Origin of the sequence: Parapedobacter defluvii (genome assembly GCF_014642075.1) — a bacterium.
In the GTDB taxonomy this organism is placed as follows: Bacteria; Bacteroidota; Bacteroidia; order Sphingobacteriales; family Sphingobacteriaceae; genus Parapedobacter; species Parapedobacter defluvii.
Map to the genome: position 1 here is coordinate 1 of NZ_BMIK01000009.1, position 24,519 is coordinate 24,519.

Here is a 24,519-nt window from a genome sequence, read left to right on the forward strand (position 1 = left end):
CTCTTTCATTTCAATAATATTTTGGGCGTAAAACTACAGACAGTCAATCAATCTGGAAATATGTGGTTGGTCGGGCGGATACGTTGCTGGTGGAGGAGATTAAACAGGGTAATGATCGGGTGGTGGTTTGCAACCAGTGCTCCACGTCTGGATCTCCGTCGCTTCGCTAGGATCTCCTAGGCCGTGTCTGCACTGGTTGCAAACCAGTAGGGGTAGGGGTTGGGGGGTGGATCTGGAGCGTTAACTTCTCCCTAAGCAGCTTAGCAAGTCCACAAGGAACCTAGTGGCGTGACCAAAGGGAGCGTTACAGTTCCGTTGGGCACTTATTTTCTCCCTAAGCAGTTTAGCAAGTCCACAAGGAACCTAGTGGCGTGAGCGAAGCGAGCGTTACAGTTCCGGTGGGCACTTATTTCTTCCCCTAAGCAGTTTAGCAAGTCCACAAGGAACCTAGTGGCGTGAGTGAAGCGAGCGTTACAGTTCCGGTGGGCTTGCTAACTGCGACCCCGTCCCAGTTGCGTTGCGTAACCAAAGCGCAACCAGAACGATCACCGAAAAACAAAGAAATGAAAGAAAACCAAGAAACAGTCGGCCTACCCGAAGCGGGGAAACCGGCAATTTACGAACAAATCAAAGAAGGACTCGCGGTGGCGAGCCAACTAATCATTGCTTCACCGTTGAAGCTGCCGCCCAAACTTGTAGTGGTAGCCAAATACCTCGCACTGGCGCTGGGTGTATTGGAAGCGGTGGAAGGCGCAGCCAAGGATAGGAGGGACGGCGATGAAGACTAACCAGCAGCTTGGTATCGGCACCACAGGTGGAACACTACTGAGTGTGATCGGCCAGTTGGGCGTGTATGATATGCTGCGCACGGCGTTGCTCGCCGCCATTGGTGCCGTGGTGAGCTTTATAGTGACGTGGCTGCTGCAACGTCTATGGCGAAGACGCCAGTAGCCGGTTGAAATTTCGTCAAGCCTGAAGAGACCGCCTACGGGTGGCATCTTCAGGCTTGGTGTTTTTAATCGCGTTTCCCGCTGCGATACAGGTGTCTTATGGCTAACATGCTCACAGATTAACTATCGATTATGTGAAAAAAATAAGGTCACCTTCCTCCAGGTCAATCCCATTAGCTTTGCCGAATTCCTGTCGATAGATAGCCCACAGCTATTCGAATACCTGGATGGTATCGATAAACTGGAACCATTGCCCGATATTTTCTTTAATACGCTCGTAGATAAGCTTAAAACCTATTTTATATCCGGAGGCATGCCCGAGGCGGTAGCCACACTGGTAGCGACGGGAGATGTACAGGCCACACAGCAGGTATTGCAGGATATATTGAATGCCTATGTGCTCGACTTTTCAAAACACGCAGACAATAAAGATATACCGAAAATCCAATACATTTGGTCTTCGATCCCATCGCAGTTGGCCCGTGATAATAAAAAATTCCTGTATCAAACGGTACGTGAAGGAGCGAGGGCAAGGGACTATGAAGATGCGTTGCTTTGGCTTTCGCATGCCGGGCTGCTGCGTCGGCTCTCTTTGTTGGATCCCATTGCTGTAAAGGAGGGCAACCGTCTATTTACTGAATTCAAAGGGGCGCTGACCGAAAATTTTGTGTTGCAGCATCTGGTAGCTTGTTTTGAAGGCACACCTCGGTATTGGACGTCAGGGAATCAAGCTGAGGTCGATTTTCTGTTGCAGGTGAAAAATGACATCATTCCCATTGAAGTCAAGGCAGAAGAAAACGTAAGGGGCCGAAGTCTCACGATTTATAACCAGCACTATAACCCGCCCGTACGACTTCGGTATTCCCTAAGGAACCTGAAAATGGACGATGGCATGTTGAACATTCCATTGTTCATGGTCGATTATACGGAGAAATTGCTCAACCTTCGGCGCTAACCGCCTTTTTTGCATTTATCGTTTCATCACCGCTACAGCCTGCATCCCCCTTTGGCTACGCATAGCGGTATACGAAACCCGATCGCCCGTATTCAGTTCCATATCAGGCTGAGCAAGGCTTTTGACGTGTACAAAAAGCCGCTCCTTTGTTTGTTCGTCAACGATAAAACCGTATCCTTTGGCCGGATCGAAATAGCTGATAACGCCGGTCGGCAATTCCTCGGAATCCGCCGGTGCGGCTTTCGGAATATCAATGACAATTTCTTCGGCTGCGATCGTGTACGATTTTTTGGGATCGGGCGGTGTTTCCGAAAGGTTTCCGTTTTCATCAACATAAGCCATCATTTCGTCAAGGCTTTTCCCTTTGGTTACGGTGTTCCGCCGTTCGTCTCTCCGTAATTCTTTTTCTCTTCTTCTTTCGATTTTCTTTTTTCTTCGTTCTCTTTTACTAAATGTTTCTGCCATTAATTATTGATTTTTTGATAAATACTATATTTTTCATGGATATCGGGCGCATTACCATACCCCAGTATGGGCCACGGGAACCGTGCCGCGACTTTGCCGCAGGCCATACCCGGATTTACAGAAAATTATTTTCAGAAAGCGCAGCTGAATCGCAACGCCAAAATGTTCTTATGAGCGTAGTTTGCCATGGAATTGAGCGAATATACAAAAAATAAATGACTTGCGGAGTTAGGTTGTTACGCTTATGCCCGGCCCTAATATAAAAAACCGAAAAGCCAAAGAGGGATTTTATTGCCAAACCCAGTTTCTAAATCATCGGCAGCTATAATATAATCGCCCGTATCAGCTACCTGCTTCGCTGATTTGCCCTTTCCACCGATTTCTATCGTTACAGCTCCCACTTTGAAATCACCAGATTTTGGCGACCATACATTGGCGCCACTATTTAACAGTTGGTTCAACAGAAACGTTTCACGGAGATTACCTCGGTCCGGATTAGGGTTCATAGCAAAGGCAAGGTGGGTATTCTCAAGATACAATTTCTCCGGTTTCTGCAAGCGCGACATGCCTTTGCCTTCGACCGTCAATATATTTAACAGCTTGGCATCCTTCAATTGATGGATATACTCGTAGATCCTATCGCGGACAATATCGAGTTTCGACGCCAACGCCGAGATGTTGGGTTTGAAAGGGTTGATACCAAGTGGTAGCCGTATCGAGCAGACTGTGGTTATAAAAATAGGTATGATCGGCAGTTACATATAGCGCTTTGCTGAACGAGTCACCTAAATCATATTTAAGGTGTTGCAGCATCAGGGTGGTTTTTCCAGCGCCACGGGGCCCCTTTTATACCAATCATCCGCAATTTCCAATTAATTTTACCGTGCAGGAAACGTCTGAATTCATTGCTTACCGAAGCCAAAAGGCCTTGTTGAAAGATAAATAGTGACTCCATGCTGTTGTTTTGAAACTACAAAAATCTATCCTCGCCCGATAAGAGACGTCGCTATCGAAATACTCCGTTGTAGGTATTTGTCTTTTCCGCCCCCGCAGTTTGTCCCCTTTTCCCAGCCACATTGCTGAATTGTCCCGGTATCTTTGCGTAGACATTGATCAAAACAACACAGCATGGGAAAACTAATTGCAGCAATCAATATGACGCTTGACGGGTTTTGCGACCACACGTACGGCATTGCAGACGATGAACTGCATGAGCATTACAGCGAACTGCTACGCAGTGCCGGTATCATTCTATACGGAAGGATAACCTACCAGCTGATGGAATACTGGCCACCGATCGTAAAAAATCCTACGGGCAACAAAGCAATGGATGAATTTGCGGTGATTATGGACAACGTTCCTAAACTTGTTTTTTCCCGGACGCTGAAACGTGTGGATTGGGAAAGCGCACGGATCGCAACGCGCAGTTTCGAAGAAGAAGTTTCAGTACTCAGGCAACAATCGGAGAAAGACATTTTGATTGGCAGCCGGAGTTTGATCGTGGCCGCAACGGAACTTAAATTAGTCGATCAATACCAACTCTGTGTCCATCCCGTTATCGCCGGGAAAGGGTTGCCGTTATTTGAAAACATCAACGATATGACCTTTCTGAAGCTCATAAAGACCGAAACGTTCGGTTCGGGCGCCATCGTGCTTTACTACGAGCCAACAGTTGCGCCTCATCCCTAAACGATTACCTGTTATGCCCCTTTCTCGGAGCCGTCATGTGCCAGCCTGGCTTGTGCGGGCAACGTGTGTCTTTTCCTGCGGAACAATTTATAAAACTCAAACCACAACACCGAAACCGAGGCGATGACCAGGCAGATCCCCAGTTCGGTTACACGCAGCGGCGTTACGTCAAAAAATCGGGACAGCGGGGCTACGTAAAGAATGGCAAAGAGAATAACCAATACCAGCACCGTGATGCCGGTGAGCAAGCGGTTTCGGCTTCTTAAACGCTCAAAAACACTGTAGAAAAACGAGCGGTTGACAAAGCTCAGCAGGATATTCGCAAAGATCAGCGTGGTAAACACCAGCGTTCTCGTTTTTGCTTCGTCCCCGCCGGTCTGTACGGCCAGCTGATAGGCAAACAGCACACCGGCGGTTATCACCAACCCCTGAACGATGCTGATCGTCAGTTCGCGTCCGTTCAAAAACGTGTCGGTCATGATCCGCGGCGGCCGCTGCATGGCGTTGCGTTCCATGGGTTCATTCTCATAGACAATGGAACAGGTTGGCCCCATCACCAGTTCCAGAAATATGACGTGGACCGGTGTAAAGATCTGCGGGAATACCCAGCCCAGAAACAGGGGCAGGGAAACCGTCAGGATAATGGGGATGTGGATGGAAATGATGTATTGGACGGCTTTTTTGATGTTGGCATAAATCCGCCTTCCCGCTGCAATGCCGGTGATCAATTTACCTAAATCGTCATTGGTAATCACCAAAGCGGCGGCCGATTTGGCGATCTCCGTCCCTTTGTTGCCCATGGCCACCCCGATGTGGGCTGCTTTCAGCGCAGGGCCGTCGTTTACGCCATCGCCCAGCATCGCAACCACCTCGCCCCGTTTTTTCAGTGCGTTTACCACGGCCAGTTTGGCTTCGGGAAACATCCGGGTAAACAGCGTGGTACGTGCCGATAGCTGCATCAGTTCTTCTTCAGTATGATTGATGATCTCGTCGCCGTTTACAGGCGGCGCATCGCTGACGATCCCTGCCTGGGAGGCGATGGCGTTCGTGGTATCCGCATTATCGCCCGTGATGACCTTAACGGCGATTCCGGCCTCGTAAATCCGTTGGAATACATCTTTGATGCCTTTCTTGGGCGGGTCGTAAAAGACCGTCAGCCCCAGGAATTCAAACGGGAAATCCTGCTGTTTTTCAGGGAAGTCGCCTCCTTCGAATTGGGATTTGGCCACGCCCAGTACGCGGTACCCTTGCTGTGCGAAGGCTTTGATCTGGTCCCTAACCCGCTCCTTTTCCTTGGCTGACAGCCGGGATACGCTGAGTAGGGCCTCGGGGGCACCTTTGGCCGCAACAATCCGGTCTTTGCGGGCGTTTTCGAATACGTGCGTCATCATCGGGGGCTTCCCTTCAAGGGGATATTCATGGAACATGCGGTAGTCACCCCGCAGGTCGTTCGGCTGCGTTTGCTCATAAACGCTGTGCAGCGTTTTTTCCATGGGGTCAAACGGGGCGGGTTCGCTGCTCCACATGGCATAGCTGATGAGAGTGGACAGCTCCGGGTCGTTGAATGCGTCATCGCCATAGCGCTTGTCGGTCCGGAAATCATATAGGGCGATCAGGTGCATCGAGTTTTCGGTAATGGTGCCTGTTTTGTCCGTGCAGATAACCGTGGTGCTGCCCAGTGTTTCCACAATGCTGCTTCGTTTGATGATAATGCCTTCCTGCATCAGTTTCCAGGCTCCCAGTGCCATGAACGTGGTGAATGCAACCGGGATTTCTTCGGGCAGCACCGACATGGCCAGCGTAAGCCCGTTGAGCAGGCTCGCAATGAAGTCGCCGGTCTGATAATACCGGAAGATGCATACCATCAGGAAAATGACGATGCCGATGACGGCCATCGTTTTTACGAACCGGGCGATCTGAAGCTGCAGGGGAGAGGGTTCCGCTTTGATCGTCAATAACGATTCGCCGATCCGGCCGATCCGGGTTTCCTTCCCGATTTTCGTTACCTCGAAAACAGCCAGCCCCGACACGGTGAGCGTGCCGCTATATACCTGGTTGTCTTCCGCCTGGCTGTCTTTGAATACGGAAAAGCTCTCGCCGGTAAGCGAAGCTTCGTTGACGGAGAAATCATTGCTGTGTACAATGCGCCCGTCGGCGTTGATGATTTTCCCTTCCTCGGTGATGCAAAGATCGCCCACGGCAATTTCGTGGGTGGGGATGTCAACGACCGTTGAATTCCGGATCACGCGGCTCAGGGGCTCATTGAGTTTTTCCAGCGCTTCCAGTGCTTTTTTGCTGCGGTTATCCTGATAAAAGGAAATGGCAGATACGGCAACGATGGCGGCAAACATAAAGGCAGCTTCGCCGTAGTCGCCCACCGCTACGTAGATGAACGAGATGACGATCAGCAGGATGAGCATCGGTTCTTTCAGGATATCGATGAGCAGCAACAGCCCGGAGCTTTTGGGCGCGGCATCCAATTGATTATAACCGTATTGCTTCCGGGAAGCGGCTACTTCGCTGTCGGTGAGGCCTTTCAGGTGGCCGGGGATGTGATAAGACATACTGCTGATTGTGATGACAGGTTAAAGGTACGGATTATTCCATCGGGTAGGGTGAAACCGATCGTGACAGAAATCATTCAATTATCAGACATTGATCATTGTAACCTGCATTCCCTTAAACGAAATTTACGCAGCTGATTCGTGTAAATTCTCTTCACCAATAGGGGGGCGCGGTAAAACGAGACTATTTTGTTTTTGATTTATTTTTCAGAATTTTGTTATGAACTTTTTGATTGTAAGCGCATTATCCATAGGTAGCCCGTGTCTTGTAACCCACCTGCCGGCTACCGAAGTTGGTGTTCGGACCTCACTCTTTGCGTATGAAATTAAGGGTCGATTCGGATTTCCGCCTGTTTTTGATGGGGGTGTTGTTGATCACTGCCGTGTCCCTGATTGTTATCTGGGCTCCCGGTAATGCAATGGCATGGTCGACCGCCTATATATTGTTCCTTTTATATTTCCTTTGGTTGGGCGTACGTGGCAAATATTACAATGTATTGGCCGTTATTACGACGGCGAGCGTCGTATTGACGTATTTCCTGTCCATTGAACGGGACAATTGGGGTCTGGCCACCTTTTCGGGAAGCTTTATCGCAATATGTACGGTCTGGACGGTGGTTTACTTCATGTACCGTCAAAAACGGTACATCGCGGAAGAGCTGAAAGACAAGGCCCGGCTTGACGCAATGTTCGAAAACGCAACGGAAGGTATGTTAATGGTAAACCAAACCGGGGAAATTATCCTGTCCAACACCTATGCGGAGCAATTATTTGGCTACAACCGGAATGAAATGATCGGCAGCAGCATAGAAAAGCTAATCCCCACACGTTTCGCCAGTCAGCACGCCGCACATCGGAATCGCTACCATGCCGCACCGCGCAACCGGCCGATGGGTGCGGGATTGGAGTTGTATGCGCTGCACAAAGACGGGCATGAATTTCCGGTCGAAATCAGTCTGGGTTATTTCGAGGCCGACAGGAAGACGATCGTCATCGCTTTTGTAAACGATATTTCCGAACGCAAAAAGGCCGCCGAACAGATCCGCACGGAGCAGGAACGAACCAAGCGGCTGAACGAAGAACTGGAACTCCGGGTAACGGAGCGGACCAGGGATCTGGAAACCGCCCTGGAACGGCTGAAGACAACCAATGAAAGCCTGCGAACGATGGAAGTCAACCTGCTGAAAGCACTGGACAAGGAACGGGAACTGGGCGAATTGAAATCGAGGTTTGTGACCATGGCATCCCATGAATTCAGGACACCCCTGAGTACCATCCTTTCCTCGCTTTTTCTGCTTGAAAATTACAATACCGATGAATACGAGCAGGAGAAGACAACCCATATCAGCCGGATCAAACGTGCGGTGAACAACATGACCTCCATCCTGAATGATTTCCTATCGCTCAGCAAAATGGAAGAAGGAAAAGTGGAGATCACGTATATGGGTTTGAATATCCGGCACAGCATCCTGGAGATCGTGGATGAAATGGATGCAGTGAAGAAGCGGGGCCAACTGATTCAGTACGTGCACGAAGGAGGAGTTGAAGAAATCCGCATGGATGAGCAGTTTCTTCGCAATATTCTACTCAACCTGGTGTCTAACGCGATTAAATTTTCGGGCGAGGACGGCCGGATCAATATTACTTCCTGCATTGCCGAAGGAAAGCTGACGCTCCGGGTGGCCGACAACGGAGTAGGTATACCCGAAGAAGAGCAAAAGCATTTGTTCAACCGGTTTTTCCGGGCCAAAAATGTACAGAATGTCAGTGGAACCGGATTGGGGTTGCACATCGTGAAGCGTTATGTGGATATGATGGGCGGGACCATTACGCTGACCAGCAGCGGGCAGGGGGGAACCGTATTTACCGTGGAAATACCCGTGGTGCCAGTGCATGCGGCGTCGGGATAGCGCATTGAAACACATTCTACTTACTAAATGCTATACGCATGAAAACGACCATTTTAGTAATCGAAGACAACGAAGAAATCTGCGAGAACATCGCCGGAATACTGAAGATCGGCGGATACGATGTGCTGACCGCATTCGACGGTAAATCGGGCGTGGAGAAAGCCCTGAAACACAAGCCGAACCTCGTGCTTTGCGACATCATGATGCCTGAACTGGACGGGTATGGCGTGCTACACGTACTGTCAAGGCATCCGGATACCGCCGATATCCCGTTTATTTTTCTGACCGCCAAGGCAGAGAAATCAGACTTCCGGAAAGGCATGGGCTTGGGTGCCGATGATTACCTGGTAAAGCCTTTTGACGGGATGGAGCTGTTGGACACCGTGGCGATACGCCTCAAAAAAAGCGAGCAGTTAAAAACCTCTTTCGGCACCCAGCTAGATGACATCGATGCTTTTTTGGAGAATGCGGGCCGATTGCCGGATTTGCTGGGTATTTCTGCCGAGAGACCACGGAAATCATACAAGAAGCGCGACCATATCTTTATGGAAGGCCAATGGCCCAACGAACTTTATTACATCATCCGGGGCGAAGTAAAAACCAGCCGCATCAATCCGGATGGAAAGGAATTGGTTACGGGCATGTTCCGGGAAGGGCAATTCATCGGATACGTACCCTTGCTCAAGGATACGCCTTATACCGATAGTGCCGTTGCCTTGCAGGATACGGAAGTGGGGGTTATTCCCAAACACGATTTCCAGACACTGATCCATACGAACCGTGAGATTGCTTCGAGGTTCATCAAGATCTTATCCAACAACTTGTTTGAAAATGAAAAGCGATTGCTGGAACTGGCCTACCAGTCTGTGCGGCAGCGTGTCGCCTCGGCGTTGACCTATCTTTACAGGCAGCAGGGCATCGCCGATAAGGCAATGCCGCTACTAACGGTGTCACGTAAAGACATCGCTGCCATTGTGGGGACCGCGCTGGAGTCGCTCAACCGTACACTTGCCGATTTCCGTGACGAGCACCTCATCAGCCTGACCGACGGAGGGATCAAAATTTTGGAAATCGGAAAGCTGGAACGAATCAGCCGTTAGCCAAAACGGGATGGGTTCCGAATAAAAATCACGGACGGGTATGATCGTTATCATCGGACTTCAAATCGCCGGAAGCTTAATTTAGCCATTAAGTAATTCGTTAACTTTTAAATGTTAAATACAATGAAAACCAACGAACAATTGCAACGCGACGTTATGGATGAACTGAAATGGGATCCAATGGTCGCAGCTTCGGAAATCGGCGTTTCCGCGAAGGACGGCGTAATCACACTGAGCGGATACGTGGACAGTTTTTCCAAGAAGTATGCTGCAGAAAAAGCGGCGATGCGGGTAAATGGAGTGGTGGCGGTCGCGGAAGATATCCAGGTCCGATTCAGCAAAGCCGGCCGGCGTGACGATACGGCTATCGCCGAAGCGATCCTGAACGCATTCAAGTGGAATACACTGGTGCCTGAATCAAAGTTGAAAGTGAAGGTGGAAGAGGGTTGGGTAACACTCGAAGGCGCCGTCGATTGGCAGTTCGAAAAGGATGCGGCATACAAAGCAGTGCGGGATATTGCCGGCGTACGGAGCATTACGAATGCCATTACCCTGAAACCTCGTTTGGAAAAGATTGATATCGAAAAAACAATCAGGCAGGCGCTTCACCGGAGGGCCACCGTCAATGCGGATAACATCAGGGTACGCACCGAAGGCGGCAAGGTAATATTGAATGGAAAGGCCAATACATGGAATGAGCGGCGGGAGGTCGAAAAAGCCGTTTGGGCTTCTCCGGGTGTAACCGACGTGGAGGATAACATCGCCATTACTGCGCTGTAAGTTAAATCAAGCAGTGTGTCAAAGAGCCGCATCGAGTTTAGCGGTGCGGCCCTAAAAAATAACGTTATGAAACAGCTGTTATGTCCTTTTGATTTCTCGGCAGCGGCCGTAAATGCCGCAAAATATGCAGCGCATCTCGCGCAGGACCGCAATAGAGATTTGGTGCTGCTTTACGTAGAGCAGGTATCCGCGTGGCATGGTGTAGTGCCCGAGGCACCGGGTGCGCTCCCCCTGGCCGACGACGGGGCGCGGGGCACGAAAGAACAGTTGCAATCCTATGCCGCTTCCTTAGAACACGAATTTAAGATCCGGTGTACGGCGGATCTGCGGACATACATAGCGACTGTTTCAGATGCGTTGGGAAAAGCAATTTCGCTTGGCGATTTTGAACTGATCGTGATGGGTACCGGCGGTGCAGACACGGAAATGGACCACCTTTTCGGAACAACCACCTATCAGGTAATCCGGGATGCCCGTAAACCGTTGCTGCTCGTTCCGGAAAATTGTCGGTTTGAAAAGCCTTCAAGAATTTTGTATGCTACAGACTACTGTCCGGATGACCTGAGCCATATCACCGGACTGTTGACACTGTTTGCACGGTACCGACCGGAATTGACGGTATTCCATGTCAGCAAAAAGCGGACAGCGGTCAGCGACGAAGTCTTCCGGTGCTTCCGCAACGTCCTTGAGGATGACTTGGGCCAGAAGCGGAACATCCGGTTTAAACGGGCGGTGGGCGACGATGTGCCGGGCATCCTGACCGATGTGATGCACGACTACGACCTGCTGGTATTGTTTACACGGCACCGTAACCTTGTGTCGAGCATATTTCAGCGCAGGACACTCCGTAAACTGAGCCTCTCTCCGGATTTTCCGATGTTGGTGTTCCCCTACCAAATGGACCGCTAAGCCATTGCTTCGTGGCTTGTACCATCACTCCATCACCAACACACTGGCACCCCTTGTATTTTTCCATTTCAGGTTAACCAGCGCCTGATTGGCCATTTCAAAGGGATAAAGCTGGATGTCGGGCCTGAGGGGAATGGCGGCTGCAAGTTTGAGAAACGCACTGACGTCCTCGCGGGTGATATTGGCAACGCTTTTGATTTCTTTTTCCATCCATAGATGTTCGTGATAGCGCAGTTCAAGCAGTGCATGCTGGTCGGTCTGCTCTTTACGGATGGCATTGATGACCAATCTTCCGCCGGGTTTAAGGTGGCGCAGGGCGCTCAGAACCGGTGTCCAAACGGGCGTGGTGTCGATGATGGCTTGGATGGGAAACGGAGGAGTGTCGGTGGTGTTTCCTGCCCAATGGGCACCCAGCGACCGGGCGAAGGCCTGCTCTTCGGAACTGCGGGCAAAGACCAGGATGCGTGACGATGGATAAAGATAGCTTGCCGTCTGGAGCACCAGGTGGCCGGATGCCCCGAAGCCGGTAAGCCCCAATATATCTCCGTCTCTGATGCCGGCAAGCTTCAATGCCCGGTACCCGATGGCTCCGGCACACAAAAGCGGCGCGGCCTCAGCGTCCGAAAACACATCGGGAAGGGCATAGGCATATTTTTCATCGACCACCATGTATTCGGCATAGCCTCCATTGGCATCCCGGCCGGTAGCCCTAAATTCCGGGCACAGGTTTTCCTGCGCCCGTTGGCAATATTCGCAGGTGCCGCACGCCGAATAAATCCAGGCTACGCCCACCCGATCCCCTACGGCGAAACGGCTGGCTTCGTACCCTCGTTGGTGGATATGCCCCACCACCTGGTGCCCGGGGATCACCGGATAATAAAGCGGCACCGTCCGGCCCTCGATTTCATCCAGTTCGGTATGGCAGACCCCGCAACAGGATACCCGGATGAGGACATCGGTGGGGCCTGGTTCGGGTAGCGGCAGTTCGACCGCTTTCAGCGGACGGCTGTCCTTGCTAAGGTCAGATACACCGTGAAGTCTCCATGCTTTCATCACTACAGTTTATCGGCTACTGCCACAGTTCAAAACTGATCTTGCAGGTAATGCGGTATTCGGTGATTTTTCCGTCTGCTACGGTGGCGCTCTGATCCACGATGTAGACGGAACGGACGTTTTCCAATGTTTTGCAGGCCTCGTTGATGGCTGCTTGGGCGGCATCTTCCCAACCGGTGGTCGAGTTGGCCAGTACTTCGATGACTTTTAAGACAGACATAATGCATGTATTTTTATATGTGAACCAATTGAATTACGTGCAAGTTATTGCCATTTGCGTGTTTTCGGGATGACCGCTGTCATAGCCGGTTGGGAATTTTGTCATATCGGAGCAGGTCACCATCCCCGGCGAGACCATCGCTGTGCAAAGAGGTTATCAATGATATCAATCATCGGAAGCCGGGGTAACCGTCATTCGCCGCTACACATCGGTCGGCTTACTTTCGAAGTGAAATAGTTCATCACATAAATCATTTAAAAAATGAAAACGCTTCTGATACCCACAGACTTTTCACGGCATGCGTACCAGGCATGCCTCTACGCCGCAGGAATGGCAGCCAGGCACGGCTGGAAACTGCACCTGCTGCACGTATATCAATCGTTTTATGCCGTATCGGCGTATCCCGGCGTTACCGGGGCCGCATGGGTTGAAATAAAGGATGCCACAGACCAGCAAATGGCGGAACTTATAGAGAAATTGAAAAAGCAATTTCCTGCCATTTCCATATCCGGTGAAAACCGGGAAGGGACAATGGCGGATACGGTCGCTAATTTTGCGCGCGAAAAAAATGTAAATCTGATCGTGATGGGTACACAGGGTGCCACGGGCCTGAAATACGCCGTGTTGGGCAGCAATACGTTTGCCGTCATCCTTAAATCACCGGTTCCGGTGGTGGCCATCCCGGCCAGGATATCCACATTCCGCATGGATCGGGTAGGATTTGCGGTGAATTACCATGCCACTGAGGTTACAGCGCTGGAGGATTTTACGACATTGATGGATCGTCCGGTGGTCATTACCCTGTTTCACTTTTACGAAAAGGGAAAACAGGAAGAGACAAAAAAAATGCAGAAATGGGCAAAACGTTTCGAAAAGATCGCAACCGGTTCAGATGCGGAATTACAGTTCAAGCTGGCAATCTCCCGCAACCTCCCGGTGAGCATCAACCGCATGGTTGCCCGGGAGCAGTTGGATGCGTTGGTGATGACCCCGATGGACAAGCCGTTCTTCAGCCGTATGTTTTCGAAACAACTGATCAAGGTTATCGCCCACAAACCGACCGTGCCTGTGTTCTTCATGAAAACCGACGAGCGGTAGGGATAAGTTGGTGCAGGACCCATCCTGCACCAACGGTTGGCTATCTTAGGAAACCGGTATGGCACGCGCCGGTTGCTCAGGGGTTTCCTCGGTCTTCGGAATCGTGATTTTAAGGATGCCATCGGTATAGGAAGCGCTGATATCGGATTCTTTCACCGAATCGGGCAGCGTAAACGAACGGCTGAAGGAATTGAAAGAATACTCCTTGCGGGAGTAGCCGTTTTTCTTTTCTTCTTTCTCTTCCTGTTTCTCGCTGCTGATGGTCAGGGTATGGTTTTCTACCTCCAATTTGAAATCGTCGCGCTTCAATCCGGGCGCGGCCAACTCAAGGAGGTAAGCCTGGGGCGTTTCGGAGATGTTTGCCGAAGGTACGCTCAACCCAAGGCGCCTGCTGAACAAACCTAAATCTGAATCGAAGAAATCGCGATCCCAAAAGGAACTGATTGGACTCAGCCAGTCTGACATCACCGACGGGAGACTGGTCTTTTTTCTGACTGTAGTACTCATAACTTGTATTTTTTGGCTAAGGTACCCGAAACGGTAACGCCCCTGAATGACAAAAATCACCGATGCTGCAGAGATTGATCATGCGGAAAGCCGGATTGCCGTGCCATATTTGAACAACAGAAATGTTAATTTTTTCAGTCATGGAAACAGACACAACCATCCGGAAAACGCTGTTGGGCCTGATAAAGGCCAACGAGATACTGAAGACCAAAGACATTGCGGTTGATGTAAATCAGGGCGTGGTCACGCTGAAGGGGTGCGTGCGGAATATGCGGGAGAAAAGAGAGGCCGAGCGGCTTGCGAAATATCTCCGGGAAGTGAGGGCTGTAGCGTTAGACCTACAGGTGGAATGTAAGGAGGCCGACGATGATACGCGCATCGCGGCTGAAATTGCGGAGGCATTTGTGTGGGACCCACGACTGGCCGGAGAACGAATCAGCGTAGCGGTGGATAACGGCTGGGTGACATTGGATGGAGAAGTGGACGACTATTGCGGAAAAGTTGCCGCTTTCAATGCGGTCAATGACATCGAGCAGGTCAAAGGGATATCAAACCGGATTACCGTTAGGGTGCAAACAAAATATCAAAGACCACTACACGTAACAACATGACAACTATACAGAAACAGATGCAACTGCCATCAAAAGAACAACTGTTGCGCGCCTGCATTGCAAAGCAGCGGGCGCTTATTGCAGATTTCAACCGAGGAATTAGGGAGCTTGATGGGGGCGGATCAACGGAATATGGTGCCGACCAACCGGGACTTGTCGAGGAAGTGGCCCTGCGGCATCGGCAGCTGACAGACCAGCTGTTGTTTGCCCGCGAAGAGCTGAAGGTCCTGGAAGGAATGCACCTTTGGCTGGAAGAGCGCTATGACGAGGTGCAGTTGGGGAGCGTGGTGGCAACTGACAAGGGACTGTTTTACATTTCCGTCAGTATCGAGCGGTTTGAGGTGGATGGGACGCCTTTCATTGGCATTTCCCCCCAAAGCCCGCTGTATAGGGCAATGGCCGGAAAAAAGAAAGGGGATTCATTTGCATTTGGCACAGAGGTGTATCAGATTCTGGAGATATGCTAAACGGGGAAATGCACGGGTAATAAATTGTATAAAAAGCCATGGTCACGGTAAAAAGGGAAGGAGTGCTGCTCGAAAAGACCGTTTTGGGGTTTGAAAGCGCTGCGGTGTTCAACCCGGCAGTTTACCAGGACGGCGATGAGGTACATCTGTTTTACCGGGCGGTACGCAGGGGGAATTTTTCCACCATCGGCTATTGCCGTTTGCAGGGGGCATTACAGGTTGTGGAGCGTAGCAAAGTACCGCTGATCATTCCGCAGTATCCTTACGAACGCCAGGGAGTGGAAGACCCCCGTATTGTCAAAGTAGACAATAGCTATTACCTTTCATACACGGCTTACGACGGCATTACCGCGTTGGGTGCTTTGGCGGTTTCGGAAGACCTCCGGCACTTTGATAAAAAAGGAGTGATTGTACCCGAAGTAAACTTCAGGCGGTTTTCCGAATTGGTGCAAAGCGGTATGCGGTTGAATGAAAAGTATTTCAGGGAGCATCGCGAATACGCAGCCCATGGCTTATTGACGGCAGGGTTAAATTTATGGGATAAAAATGTTATTTTTTTTCCGGCCCGGATTGACGGAAACCTCGTATTTCTCCACCGGATCCGTCCGGGGATACAAATCGTCTCCGCCAGGAATATCCCTGACGAGCTGACAACCGATTTTTGGGAACGGTACCTGCTTAACTTTTCAGACCACATTGTCATGGAGCCTAAATATCCCCATGAATCCAGCTACATCGGCGCCGGATGCCCGCCGTTATTGACGGATGAGGGCTGGTTGCTGATTTACCACGGTGTATACGATGGCCCCGAAGGGTATGTTTACCATGCGTGCGCCGCCTTACTTGACAGGGACAATCCAAGCCGGGAAATTGCCCGCCTTCCCCGGCCGCTTTTGTCTCCCGAGGAAGACTGGGAAAAGCGGGGATATGTAAACAATGTTGTATTTCCTACAGGTACAGCCATATTCGGAGACCGGCTCTACATTTATTACGGTGCCGCAGACAGTCGGATAGCGGTGGCCTCGGTAAACCTGAAGGACCTGCTACAGGAATTGTCAGCGTCCAAATCGTTTTATTAATTTACTTATTATGCCCGGTATTATGTCCAGCAAAATTGCATTTATAACGTCCTATCCACCCCGTGAATGTGGAATAGCCACCTATAGCCATGATTTGATCGAAGCGCTGCGCACCTGTGCACAGGTGCCGTTCGACTCGCTTGTTTGCGCGTTAGAACCCCAGGGTAGGCGGTATTTTTACGATACGGAGGTCAAGTATACACTTTGTGCCGATTCACTTGAAGATTACCCGGATATGGCCATGGAGATCAATGGAAACCGCGACATACGAGGCGTATTCATCCAGCATGAATTTGGCCTTTTCGGTGGCGAATATGGAGACCACCTGCTGTTATTGCTTTACCACCTCAGTAAACCCGTGATCATTACCTTCCACACCGTACTGCCCGCTCCCGGTTACCCGCTTCTGAAAACGGTTCGTGCAATCAGTGAAGCCGTTGATAAAATCATCGTCATGACCAAGCATGCGGCCGATCTTTTGGTCGCTGACTATCAAATTCGGCCTGAAAAGATTGCCGTTATCCCGCATGGTATTCACAAAGTTCCAAAGGAGATGGACAAACAGCGGTTGCGGAGGCGGTACGGATTACCTGTGAGCGGCCGGATACTGGCAACATTTGGGCTTCTGAGCCGGGGCAAGAGTATTGAAACGGCACTGCAGGCGCTGCCATCGGTAATCGACCGGTTTCCCGACACGCTGTACCTGGTCATCGGCGAAACGCATCCCGAAATTGTGAAACGTGAAGGCGAGGCTTACCGAAACCTGCTGAACTACCTGGTCAGTGAGCTCGGTCTTGACGGCCATGTCCGCTTTATAGACCGGTACCTGCCAACCCGTGAATTACTTGAATACCTCGCCTTATCCGATATGTATCTGTTTACTTCCAAAGACCCGAACCAGGCGGTTAGCGGCACATTTGCCTATGCGCTCAGTTGCGGGTGTCCGGTGGTATCCACACCCATCCCGCATGCAAGGGAAGTGCTGACGGAAGATTTGGGCATCCTGGTAGGATTTGAGCAGCCCGGGCAATTTGCAGCAGCAATCACCGAGCTGCTTGCGGCGCCTCAACGACTTCAGCAAATGCGTAGCAGGGCGTTGCAGGTCATGGCGTCATCCACGTGGGCTGAGGTAGCGAAAGCGCACTACCGGATATTCTGTGAGTTGAATATGCTTCCGGCGGCAGAGGCAGTAACCGCAGTTCCTTCGGCACGTGAGAAATCCAGATCCCGCGAAACTACCAGACAATCCCGGATTGGGGCAGCACTATGAAAACGATTTTGATGCTTACAGATTTCTCTCCACAGGCAGCGGCGGCCGCAAATTACGCGTTCAGGCTGGCAACGCGGATCCATGCCAATGTTATGCTGTACCACGCGTTTACGATGCCCGATCCTTCGGACAAGTCATTCAAATCGTGGTCGGTGGAAGATTATTTTTTACGGAAGGAGAGTCTTGCTACCACGTTATCGGCATGGGCGGAGCGCCTAGTCAATTCTGCCCATCCATCTTCCGGAGATTTCACGCCAACTATCTCGTGTGCGAGTGAACTGGGCGAGTTAACCGATGCTGTACAAAGCCACATTTTTGCCAACCACGATGTTGTGTTGGCTGTGGTGGGGATACATGGACGGCACCGGGCAACCCGTTTACTTTTCGAGAACAACGTGAATCGCATGCTCTCAATGGGGATGTGCCCGGTATTGGTGGTTCCCGAGGGCGCTGCATACGAGGATCCGTCTTATGTATGTTTCGCAACGGACTTCAGCCGGTCGCACATGCGTGCGCTTCACTCATTGAGCAGCCTGTGCACCCATTTCGGCTCGGAAATTTCATTGGTATGGGTATCCAATAAGGTGAAGAAACCCGGAGACGTTCCCGATGCAGTTCGAGACTTCCTTACTGAAGTGTCAACAGCGGTTGGGTATCCGAAACTGTACTACCGGCCCGTCCGGAATCGGTTTGTGGTTAATGGACTGTACCGGTCAAGCCTGCACGGGCCCTGCGATCTGTTTGTCCTTGTGCACCGGGTGCGGAGCCGATGGTACAGGATAACTAAGGGAAGTACCACCCGGCAACTGATTCATCGGGTGGAGATGCCGCTGTTAGTTTTTCCCGAGGCGATGGCTTCCTATCCCGTATTTTGACCTTGCCACGCCGATGTGCCCCTCGGTTGATGATTGACTAATGTCATCCTTCGACGTGACCAACGTTACCGCTATTTACGAAAGGGGTTCCTACTTTTAAAGCTATTAGGAAACAGGTTATTTTAATTCAAAAGTTATGGCAAAGTTAGCAAACAAGGTCGCCATTATCACCGGAGGTTCCGGTGCGATAGGCTCTACTACAGCAAAATTATTTTTGGAAGAAGGTGCAAAGGTGGTTCTCGTTGACATCAACGAGGAAGCGCTTGAAAAAGTTGCTTCTGAATTGGATAGTCCGGATGTCAGCTATGTGGCGGCGGATGTTTCCAAGTCTAGTGATGTCCAGAAGTACGTCCAACATGCGGTAAGCAAGTTCGGAAAGGTTGACGTGTTCTTCAACAATGCAGGAATCGAAGGCGTTGTAAAGCCCATCACCGAATATCCGGAAGATGCATTCGACAAATTGATCGGTGTGAATGTGAAAGGCGTCTGGTTGGGTATTAAATATGTTTTACCCGAAATGAACGATGGCGGAAGTATTATCAATACGTCGTCCGTGGCCGGTCTGATGGGATTCGGATCGATGAGTGCCTATGTGACCAGCAAGCACGCGGTGATTGGTATTACGCGTACCATCGCACTGGAGGCGGCCCCGCGTGGTATCCGTGTCAATTCCATCCACCCAGCCCCGGTAGATAATCGCATGATGCGCTCCCTGGAAGAAGGTTTCGCGCCCGGTGAAGCAGCATCTGTCAAAAAAGGTTTCGAGGCCACCATTCCATTAGCTAGATACGCAACCAATGACGATATCGCCAGAGGCGTGCTGTTTTTAGCTTCCGATGACAGCAAGTTCATCACCGGGATGAAACTGGTTGTGGATGGTGGGATGGCCATGGAATAGCGATTTAACCACCGCTTATAGTTGAGGTCGGAATGAAAAAATCTAAGTTTTCGCTTTTTTCAAACAGAAATGATATTTTTGCACCCACATTACCGGCCTCATCGGGGTGTAGCGCAGCCCGGTAGCGCGCTTCGTTCGGGACGAAGAGGCCGTGGGTTCGAATCCCGCCACCCCGACCTGATGGGAAACCATCTAAAAAATCAGAGGGCTGCTCCAAAAAGAGCAGCTCTTTTTCTTTGAGTATCTGTAGGTTATGTTCAAGCATAGGGTTAATCCACGGTGTTCTAAACACACCTTCGCTGAACGTGAGACCGTGTTTGAACACATCCCTCATAATCGAATGCTGGTCTGTGACAGGTACTTGCTCAAAAATGGTAGCCAGATTGACCAAATAGGGGAGCCGCAGTAGCTGTTGGTTGTATTCATCCTCGGAACCCTGCTCAAGATAGGCAATCTCTTCTTTCAGCCGTGCGCTTTCCATCTTGAATTTCCTGAAATACTTTTTATAAGTAGATGCTTCAAGCTCCTCGTTTATCATACGTTCTTCCAGTCGGTCTATTTGTTTTTCGACGGCAGCCAACTGCCCGGCTTTGATAGCCACCTGCTTTTTCATCAGGTCGAGGTCTTTACGCATCTTTTCTTCAACATCGGCAATGATGAAGTCAAGGTCTTCCTGCGCAAAGTCCAAATGCTTGACCAGTGCCTCATACTTGTCATGCAGCACCTTGCCTGAAATGTTGACATTGCTATGCCTAATGCAACGGTAGTACAAATAACGCTTTCTGCGTCCCTTGCTCCATCCTGCCGTCATATTGCCCCCACAGCAGGGGCTTTTCAGCAATCCACGCAACGGAAATTCCTCTTTGGGCTGCGGTTGCTCGGCCCGTTTGTTGGCTTGGAGCATTTCCTGTACCAGCCAATATTGCGCTTCCGGAATAATCGGTTCATGGAGGCCGCTTACATGCCTTTCAGGGAGTTTCTCATTACCCGGCACCTTAATCAGTCCGGCATAGACGCAATTGCCCAATATCCTTGCGATGCTGTCATTTCCGGTCAATGTAAGCCCCAGCTTTCTAACCTCTTTGTATATTTCATAATGTGGGATACCAGCCAGATAATCGCGGAAGATTTTCTGAACAATAAAGGATCTGTTTTCATCAATGACCAAAATACCCTTACCACTTGCATCACGGGCATTGATATACCCAAAAGGTGCTACGCTAACATGCCTGCCCGATTCCTGCGCCTGCCGGATCCCCATCTGCGCCCGTTTGCGTATCGTGAAAAGCTCGTGATTGGCCATTAGGTATTTAAAAGCCCTTTGGATGAAGACGGCAGGGTCGGAGGGGTCAATGTCCAGCGGCTCGTTGGTGGCCAGTACGGTAAGCCCGAATTTCCGTTCCAATTGCTCAATTTTGAGCAAAGCCTCAGCCAGGTTCCTGCTAAAGCGGTCGTGGTCGAGCACTACCAAATATTTCACTTCCCGTTTATTTTGACGGATGAATTTTTCCAATGCCATGTAATCCGGGCGGTCAAATGTGTAGCTACTTTCCCCGTCATCGACAAACACGGAGACAAGTTCCACCTTGTTCCGTTTACAATATTCCCGGATGCTGCTTTGTTGGTAATCCAACGAGTAATTCGACTGGTCTCTCTTACTTATCCTGACGTAACCGATTGCTTTCATTTACTTCCCTTATGATGATTTTTGCGACGATTTCAGCTATTAAGTTACGTAATTTTTTCCTGTTTTCATCAACTTTTTTTTCACTATTTTCCGGGGTTTGTGGGAGTTTTTCAGCAGTCATTTTGGTCTCCTTTTTTGAAAAAGGAGCTAATATGATGATGCTAAAAATCAATGTTTGACAATCCTTATGGGGAGGCCGTGCAAATTGGTATGGAAATTATATTTCAACGGGTTTTTGCCAAAAAACTGATTTAATTATCAATCATTTCCTTCTTGACATTTATTGCGACAGGGCCTTTGTAGTTAAAGGCTAAATTAAAACTAATCCTATCTCCGTTCTTTAAATCATCCCAAAATTCCTCATAATCGGATTCGTATCTATAGAAGTAAATCTGATCTGCCGTTGCGTCACGGGTGACAAATCCAAAATTATATTCGATTCGATTGATTGAGCCTTTATATTTAACAAGTTCTCCATTATTACGAACTTTAGCTCGCGGTTTGCTTTTCAATTTCGGCTCAATACTAATTTTATTTAAACTTTTAAAAATTGTATTTGATTCTGATATTTCGTTCAATAAATATAGAGTTCTTGCGAACCAAAATTGCGCTTGGTACCTGTTATCTCCTTTAGTAAAGGAACGGTTTAGATAGTGCTTGATATTAACAAGTTTGTCTCCATCGGTTCGTATCAGATTCAATGCGTATTGAAAATTAATATCCTTATCCCCGGGAATTAGTTTTAAGGTATCTTCCATTATTGATTTCGCCTTCGGGAAATCCTTATTTGAATTATAAAGCATCACTAATCGTAAGCATAAAAACGGACTTCTCTTATTTAACTCGTAGGCTTTTTCCAATAATCGTATAGCTTCAGGTTTGTTGTTTAATATTTTATTAAATTGAGATTCTGCTTCAAGTATAAATTCCTGCTGCGGAAAGGTTTGCTTAGAAAACGAAAGCACTTTTTCAGTGTCTTTAATGAGACGTTCAAATGAAGGCGAATCACCGTCTTCAATAAGCATTTTAAGCTTGAAAAGATGAATTTTTAGCAGAGTATGATAAGGGTGTGGCCTATCTTTAGATTTTGCAACTAGTTTTTTTGAAACGACTTCTGCTTCGTTCAAATATTTATTGATTTCAACTTTATATGTCGATTTTTCTGCTCTTGTTAATGCCATTTCGGCGAATGAATGCTGAATTACACTGTCATTTGGAGCCAATTTTAGTGCCTCGGTTAACAATTCGGAGGCTTTATTAAAATTTCCTCCTGGCGCGTTCATTTCAAATATTGCTTCTTGTTGTAATAACTTTGCATCAAGAGGATTCGTTTCCTTAGCAACCTTATACAAGGTTCTAACCATCTCAGGATCTTTAAAGTTTTCCATCAAATTCTTAGCTTTCATAATAGAGAGGAAAGCAATACGGTCGTTCTCAAAATCAACATCAAGGCAGGATAATATTCTTATATACTCGTCATATCTGTGTTGTGGCTCCGATAATACTACTTCGTAAATTATTTCAGCAATTTGTTTATGTCGAGTTAAGTAGATGTAATCATTAATACGATAGTCCCACCTATCAAAAACGATAAATTCTAGTGGTTTAAACAAATTTTGTTTAAAGTATGAGAAAGGAATTGAGTGAACTCTTGAAATCAGACCTGCACGAGCCTCTGTACCCAAACGATGTAGGATGCTTACTGTCAAATACAAAGAACGGGCGACCGGATTGGATATTGAATTGTATTCATCTTGAACTATTTCCGAAAATGGTTTACCCATAGTACTTTCATATAGCGCTACTAAAAGTTCCCTGCCAGCTTTATACGAAAGTGCTTCTATTCTTTCCTCTGTTGATTTGTCTTTTAAATATCCTAGTGAGTCGTATTTTTCAAGTTTGACTAATAGATTATTAATTTCATTATCGGTTAGGTACCTTAGTTCATATTCGTTATCTGAATACTTTTTTAATTCATCGCAGTCCGCGTTCCAGACGTTAACTCTTTCGGCCCCGATTAAAGTTATTGGCAATTTATCTTTTTTTGCAAGCTCGATAAAATCAATTATATGATCCTGATTGTCATAGATATTGTCAATAAAGATGTAAATTCTGTCCTTTAAATAATTACATAATTCACTGATTGGTAAAATATCAATTATACTATTGGCATTGTAAAACAAACATATTCTATCAAATAAAACTGAGGCCTCCCATGCTACTCTTTTCAATAGTACCGATTTACCCGATCCTGCATACCCCTTTATTAAAAAAAACTCAAAGCGGTTCTCTCTTATATTGTCATCGTTAAGAAAAATTTCAGACAGTACAATGTCTGTTAATCCCCTTCTGACATCTAGGTTTTTTAGAATAGGATCCCAGTTCTCAAAATATCCCTTATAAAATTCTTTAGGATCGGTGTTAACCTCACTCAGAGATTTGTGAACGTATTGAAAATCATAATTTAAAGAATTTAACAACGTTTCTGACGGCTTCAGTTCATTAGTTGATATTATAGCTTTTTCAAAAATTTTATGAACCATGAATTCATCACCTCTTATTAGTGCTAACTTTCTCTTTTCTTCACCTATTTCCACCTTTAATTTATCCATGAAATCGCTAAAAGTCATTTTAATCGCGGTAATCTTTTTATTTTCCCATAATCTAGCTTCTTGATCTTTAATGTTTGGTCCTACCATATAAGACCTGACCCTAGAATCTTTTAGTTCGTCCAATAACAACAATATCTTTCTAATATCAGGATCTGCAAAACTAAATCCAACAAACAAAAAAGCATATTCGTATGCAAGTGATTCTATTCGAGAATACAGCCTATCCCGGTTTTTCTTGTGATTTATATATTGGTCTGCGGTCAATATTAAAGGGGCGTTTAGGTCGTTAATATCAGTTATGCAGCCATGAATCTTATAAAACGGTAAATCCTTTGGTGATTTCACTTTATCTCTGACCCGCTCTCCATTTTTAACAAATTTAGCCAAGCTTTGTACTGGATCAACTTGAGAATATGCTTTTTCAATGATTAAATCATAGTTTGTTGTTATTATCGATTTCCAAACAAATCTCGGAATCTCCAAATGATGATCATTTGGAGAAAATGGCTCAAATAATTCATATATATAGCTCTGAACGGAGAATAGATCATATTCAGATATTGCCAGTTCAGACACATATTGTAATGACTGATCAGAAAACTCATCAGTCAAAAATTTGTCAGAAATAAGTTGCGCAAGTTGGTATCCATTTGGAGGATTAATGCCTTTAGGGTGTTTGGCTCCGTATGAAGCCCCCGCTCCTAAAAACAATACTACGTTCCCATCTTTAATTTGATCTATAAGTGGCTTTGGTATCTCCATTTTATAAGTTATAAGCTAAAGCTATGTTATCAGCAAGTGTGTATACAAAAATCTATTT

Annotated in this window: 23 protein-coding genes, 1 tRNA gene and 1 pseudogene; 17 read left to right on the forward strand and 8 right to left on the reverse strand. The window is 48.1% G+C overall.

Annotation, left to right across the window (positions count from 1 at the left end; genetic code table 11):
- Positions 1 to 563 precede the first annotated feature (563 nt).
- The 3 genes from IEX60_RS13400 (at position 564) to IEX60_RS13410 (ending at position 1,905) form a co-directional block, all read left to right on the forward strand.
- The gene (locus IEX60_RS13400; RefSeq protein WP_188751461.1) at positions 564 to 788 is read left to right on the forward strand and encodes a hypothetical protein; all 225 of its coding nucleotides are present in this window, start codon (positions 564 to 566) and stop codon (positions 786 to 788) included.
- On the forward strand, positions 778 to 951 hold the full coding sequence (locus tag IEX60_RS13405) for a hypothetical protein (protein WP_188751831.1): 174 nt from the start codon (positions 778 to 780) through the stop codon (positions 949 to 951). Before IEX60_RS13400 ends, IEX60_RS13405 begins: the two co-directional genes overlap by 11 nt.
- A 249-nt stretch (positions 952 to 1,200) precedes the next feature.
- Positions 1,201 to 1,905: a DUF8612 domain-containing protein gene (locus IEX60_RS13410; protein ID WP_229717561.1), complete on the forward strand. Its 705-nt coding sequence runs from the start codon at positions 1,201 to 1,203 to the stop codon at positions 1,903 to 1,905.
- A 15-nt stretch (positions 1,906 to 1,920) separates the two neighbouring features.
- Here IEX60_RS13410 and IEX60_RS13415 read toward each other — a convergent pair whose 3' ends face one another.
- Entirely contained in the window at positions 1,921 to 2,370 is a 450-nt protein-coding gene (locus IEX60_RS13415) for a cold shock domain-containing protein (protein WP_188751464.1), read from the reverse strand.
- A gap of 254 nt (positions 2,371 to 2,624) precedes the next feature.
- Positions 2,625 to 3,038: a hypothetical protein gene (locus tag IEX60_RS24820; RefSeq protein WP_229717562.1), complete on the reverse strand. Its 414-nt coding sequence runs from the start codon at positions 3,036 to 3,038 to the stop codon at positions 2,625 to 2,627.
- 460 nt (positions 3,039 to 3,498) lie between these two features.
- On the opposite strand from IEX60_RS24820, the gene IEX60_RS13425 reads away from it, so the two are divergent.
- Positions 3,499 to 4,059, forward strand: coding sequence for a dihydrofolate reductase family protein (locus IEX60_RS13425; protein ID WP_188751466.1), 561 nt, complete (start codon positions 3,499 to 3,501; stop codon positions 4,057 to 4,059).
- Positions 4,060 to 4,070: 11 nt separating this feature from the next.
- On the opposite strand, the gene IEX60_RS13430 is transcribed toward IEX60_RS13425, so the two are convergent.
- On the reverse strand, positions 4,071 to 6,623 hold the full coding sequence (locus IEX60_RS13430) for a cation-translocating P-type ATPase (protein WP_188751467.1): 2,553 nt from the start codon (positions 6,621 to 6,623) through the stop codon (positions 4,071 to 4,073).
- 320 nt (positions 6,624 to 6,943) lie between these two features.
- Between IEX60_RS13430 and IEX60_RS13435 the strand changes: the two genes are divergently transcribed.
- The 4 genes from IEX60_RS13435 to IEX60_RS13450 all read left to right on the forward strand — a co-directional run bounded on the left by IEX60_RS13435 (position 6,944) and on the right by IEX60_RS13450 (position 11,322).
- Positions 6,944 to 8,533, forward strand: coding sequence for a sensor histidine kinase (locus IEX60_RS13435; RefSeq protein ID WP_188751470.1), 1,590 nt, complete (start codon positions 6,944 to 6,946; stop codon positions 8,531 to 8,533).
- 38 nt (positions 8,534 to 8,571) lie between these two features.
- Positions 8,572 to 9,633 (forward strand): response regulator, encoded by a 1,062-nt coding sequence (locus tag IEX60_RS13440; RefSeq protein ID WP_188751472.1) that lies wholly within the window; start codon positions 8,572 to 8,574, stop codon positions 9,631 to 9,633.
- 123 nt (positions 9,634 to 9,756) lie between these two features.
- Positions 9,757 to 10,413, forward strand: a complete 657-nt coding sequence (locus IEX60_RS13445; protein WP_188751475.1) for a BON domain-containing protein — start codon at positions 9,757 to 9,759, stop codon at positions 10,411 to 10,413.
- Positions 10,414 to 10,479: 66 nt separating this feature from the next.
- Entirely contained in the window at positions 10,480 to 11,322 is an 843-nt protein-coding gene (locus IEX60_RS13450) for a universal stress protein (protein ID WP_188751477.1), read from the forward strand.
- Positions 11,323 to 11,346: 24 nt separating this feature from the next.
- On the opposite strand, the gene IEX60_RS13455 is transcribed toward IEX60_RS13450, so the two are convergent.
- The gene (locus IEX60_RS13455) at positions 11,347 to 12,375 is read right to left on the reverse strand and encodes a zinc-dependent alcohol dehydrogenase family protein (protein WP_188751479.1); all 1,029 of its coding nucleotides are present in this window, start codon (positions 12,373 to 12,375) and stop codon (positions 11,347 to 11,349) included.
- Positions 12,376 to 12,391: 16 nt separating this feature from the next.
- Positions 12,392 to 12,595: a dodecin family protein gene (locus IEX60_RS13460; RefSeq protein ID WP_188751481.1), complete on the reverse strand. Its 204-nt coding sequence runs from the start codon at positions 12,593 to 12,595 to the stop codon at positions 12,392 to 12,394.
- 261 nt (positions 12,596 to 12,856) lie between these two features.
- Between IEX60_RS13460 and IEX60_RS13465 the strand changes: the two genes are divergently transcribed.
- Complete coding sequence (locus IEX60_RS13465) at positions 12,857 to 13,693, forward strand: universal stress protein (RefSeq protein ID WP_188751483.1); 837 nt, start codon at positions 12,857 to 12,859, stop codon at positions 13,691 to 13,693.
- A gap of 45 nt (positions 13,694 to 13,738) precedes the next feature.
- Here IEX60_RS13465 and IEX60_RS13470 read toward each other — a convergent pair whose 3' ends face one another.
- Complete coding sequence (locus tag IEX60_RS13470; protein ID WP_188751486.1) at positions 13,739 to 14,200, reverse strand: Hsp20/alpha crystallin family protein; 462 nt, start codon at positions 14,198 to 14,200, stop codon at positions 13,739 to 13,741.
- A 140-nt stretch (positions 14,201 to 14,340) separates the two neighbouring features.
- Here IEX60_RS13470 and IEX60_RS13475 point away from each other — a divergent pair, with 140 nt between their 5' ends.
- From IEX60_RS13475 to IEX60_RS13510, 8 genes are all read left to right on the forward strand, one after another.
- Positions 14,341 to 14,811 carry a BON domain-containing protein gene (locus tag IEX60_RS13475; RefSeq protein WP_188751488.1) on the forward strand — a complete coding sequence of 157 codons (471 nt, stop codon included), beginning with the start codon at positions 14,341 to 14,343 and terminating at the stop codon, positions 14,809 to 14,811.
- Positions 14,808 to 15,278 (forward strand): GreA/GreB family elongation factor, encoded by a 471-nt coding sequence (locus tag IEX60_RS13480; protein WP_188751489.1) that lies wholly within the window; start codon positions 14,808 to 14,810, stop codon positions 15,276 to 15,278. Before IEX60_RS13475 ends, IEX60_RS13480 begins: the two co-directional genes overlap by 4 nt.
- Before the next feature lie 38 nt (positions 15,279 to 15,316).
- Positions 15,317 to 16,357, forward strand: coding sequence for a glycoside hydrolase family 130 protein (locus IEX60_RS13485; RefSeq protein WP_188751491.1), 1,041 nt, complete (start codon positions 15,317 to 15,319; stop codon positions 16,355 to 16,357).
- Between the two features lie 22 nt (positions 16,358 to 16,379).
- On the forward strand, positions 16,380 to 17,627 hold the full coding sequence (locus IEX60_RS13490) for a glycosyltransferase (RefSeq protein ID WP_188751493.1): 1,248 nt from the start codon (positions 16,380 to 16,382) through the stop codon (positions 17,625 to 17,627).
- Complete coding sequence (locus tag IEX60_RS13495) at positions 17,624 to 18,502, forward strand: universal stress protein (RefSeq protein ID WP_188751495.1); 879 nt, start codon at positions 17,624 to 17,626, stop codon at positions 18,500 to 18,502. Before IEX60_RS13490 ends, IEX60_RS13495 begins: the two co-directional genes overlap by 4 nt.
- A gap of 136 nt (positions 18,503 to 18,638) precedes the next feature.
- Positions 18,639 to 19,400, forward strand: a complete 762-nt coding sequence (locus IEX60_RS13500) for an SDR family NAD(P)-dependent oxidoreductase (RefSeq protein ID WP_188751497.1) — start codon at positions 18,639 to 18,641, stop codon at positions 19,398 to 19,400.
- Positions 19,401 to 19,502: 102 nt separating this feature from the next.
- Positions 19,503 to 19,576, forward strand: a tRNA-Pro gene (locus IEX60_RS13505).
- 236 nt (positions 19,577 to 19,812) lie between these two features.
- Positions 19,813 to 20,133, forward strand: a complete 321-nt coding sequence (locus IEX60_RS13510; protein WP_188751499.1) for a hypothetical protein — start codon at positions 19,813 to 19,815, stop codon at positions 20,131 to 20,133.
- Positions 20,134 to 20,190: 57 nt separating this feature from the next.
- Here IEX60_RS13510 and IEX60_RS25150 read toward each other — a convergent pair.
- A pseudogene (locus tag IEX60_RS25150) lies at positions 20,191 to 21,087 on the reverse strand (recombinase family protein); the annotation flags it as partial.
- A gap of 251 nt (positions 21,088 to 21,338) precedes the next feature.
- The gene (locus tag IEX60_RS13525; protein WP_188751503.1) at positions 21,339 to 24,461 is read right to left on the reverse strand and encodes an SIR2 family protein; all 3,123 of its coding nucleotides are present in this window, start codon (positions 24,459 to 24,461) and stop codon (positions 21,339 to 21,341) included.
- Between the last annotated feature and the right edge of the window lie 58 nt (positions 24,462 to 24,519).

Coding starts and splice junctions, on each gene's coding strand:
- IEX60_RS13400 (WP_188751461.1), top strand. CDS start 564: ATGAAAGAAAACCAAGAAACAGTCGGCCTACCCGAAGCGGGGAAACCG.
- IEX60_RS13405 (WP_188751831.1), top strand. CDS start 778: ATGAAGACTAACCAGCAGCTTGGTATCGGCACCACAGGTGGAACACTA.
- IEX60_RS13415 (WP_188751464.1), bottom strand. CDS start 2,370: ATGGCAGAAACATTTAGTAAAAGAGAACGAAGAAAAAAGAAAATCGAA.
- IEX60_RS13425 (WP_188751466.1), top strand. CDS start 3,499: ATGGGAAAACTAATTGCAGCAATCAATATGACGCTTGACGGGTTTTGC.
- IEX60_RS13430 (WP_188751467.1), bottom strand. CDS start 6,623: ATGTCTTATCACATCCCCGGCCACCTGAAAGGCCTCACCGACAGCGAA.
- IEX60_RS13435 (WP_188751470.1), top strand. CDS start 6,944: ATGAAATTAAGGGTCGATTCGGATTTCCGCCTGTTTTTGATGGGGGTG.
- IEX60_RS13440 (WP_188751472.1), top strand. CDS start 8,572: ATGAAAACGACCATTTTAGTAATCGAAGACAACGAAGAAATCTGCGAG.
- IEX60_RS13445 (WP_188751475.1), top strand. CDS start 9,757: ATGAAAACCAACGAACAATTGCAACGCGACGTTATGGATGAACTGAAA.
- IEX60_RS13450 (WP_188751477.1), top strand. CDS start 10,480: ATGAAACAGCTGTTATGTCCTTTTGATTTCTCGGCAGCGGCCGTAAAT.
- IEX60_RS13455 (WP_188751479.1), bottom strand. CDS start 12,375: ATGAAAGCATGGAGACTTCACGGTGTATCTGACCTTAGCAAGGACAGC.
- IEX60_RS13460 (WP_188751481.1), bottom strand. CDS start 12,595: ATGTCTGTCTTAAAAGTCATCGAAGTACTGGCCAACTCGACCACCGGT.
- IEX60_RS13465 (WP_188751483.1), top strand. CDS start 12,857: ATGAAAACGCTTCTGATACCCACAGACTTTTCACGGCATGCGTACCAG.
- IEX60_RS13470 (WP_188751486.1), bottom strand. CDS start 14,200: ATGAGTACTACAGTCAGAAAAAAGACCAGTCTCCCGTCGGTGATGTCA.
- IEX60_RS13475 (WP_188751488.1), top strand. CDS start 14,341: ATGGAAACAGACACAACCATCCGGAAAACGCTGTTGGGCCTGATAAAG.
- IEX60_RS13480 (WP_188751489.1), top strand. CDS start 14,808: ATGACAACTATACAGAAACAGATGCAACTGCCATCAAAAGAACAACTG.
- IEX60_RS13485 (WP_188751491.1), top strand. CDS start 15,317: ATGGTCACGGTAAAAAGGGAAGGAGTGCTGCTCGAAAAGACCGTTTTG.
- IEX60_RS13490 (WP_188751493.1), top strand. CDS start 16,380: ATGTCCAGCAAAATTGCATTTATAACGTCCTATCCACCCCGTGAATGT.
- IEX60_RS13495 (WP_188751495.1), top strand. CDS start 17,624: ATGAAAACGATTTTGATGCTTACAGATTTCTCTCCACAGGCAGCGGCG.
- IEX60_RS13500 (WP_188751497.1), top strand. CDS start 18,639: ATGGCAAAGTTAGCAAACAAGGTCGCCATTATCACCGGAGGTTCCGGT.
- IEX60_RS13525 (WP_188751503.1), bottom strand. CDS start 24,461: ATGGAGATACCAAAGCCACTTATAGATCAAATTAAAGATGGGAACGTA.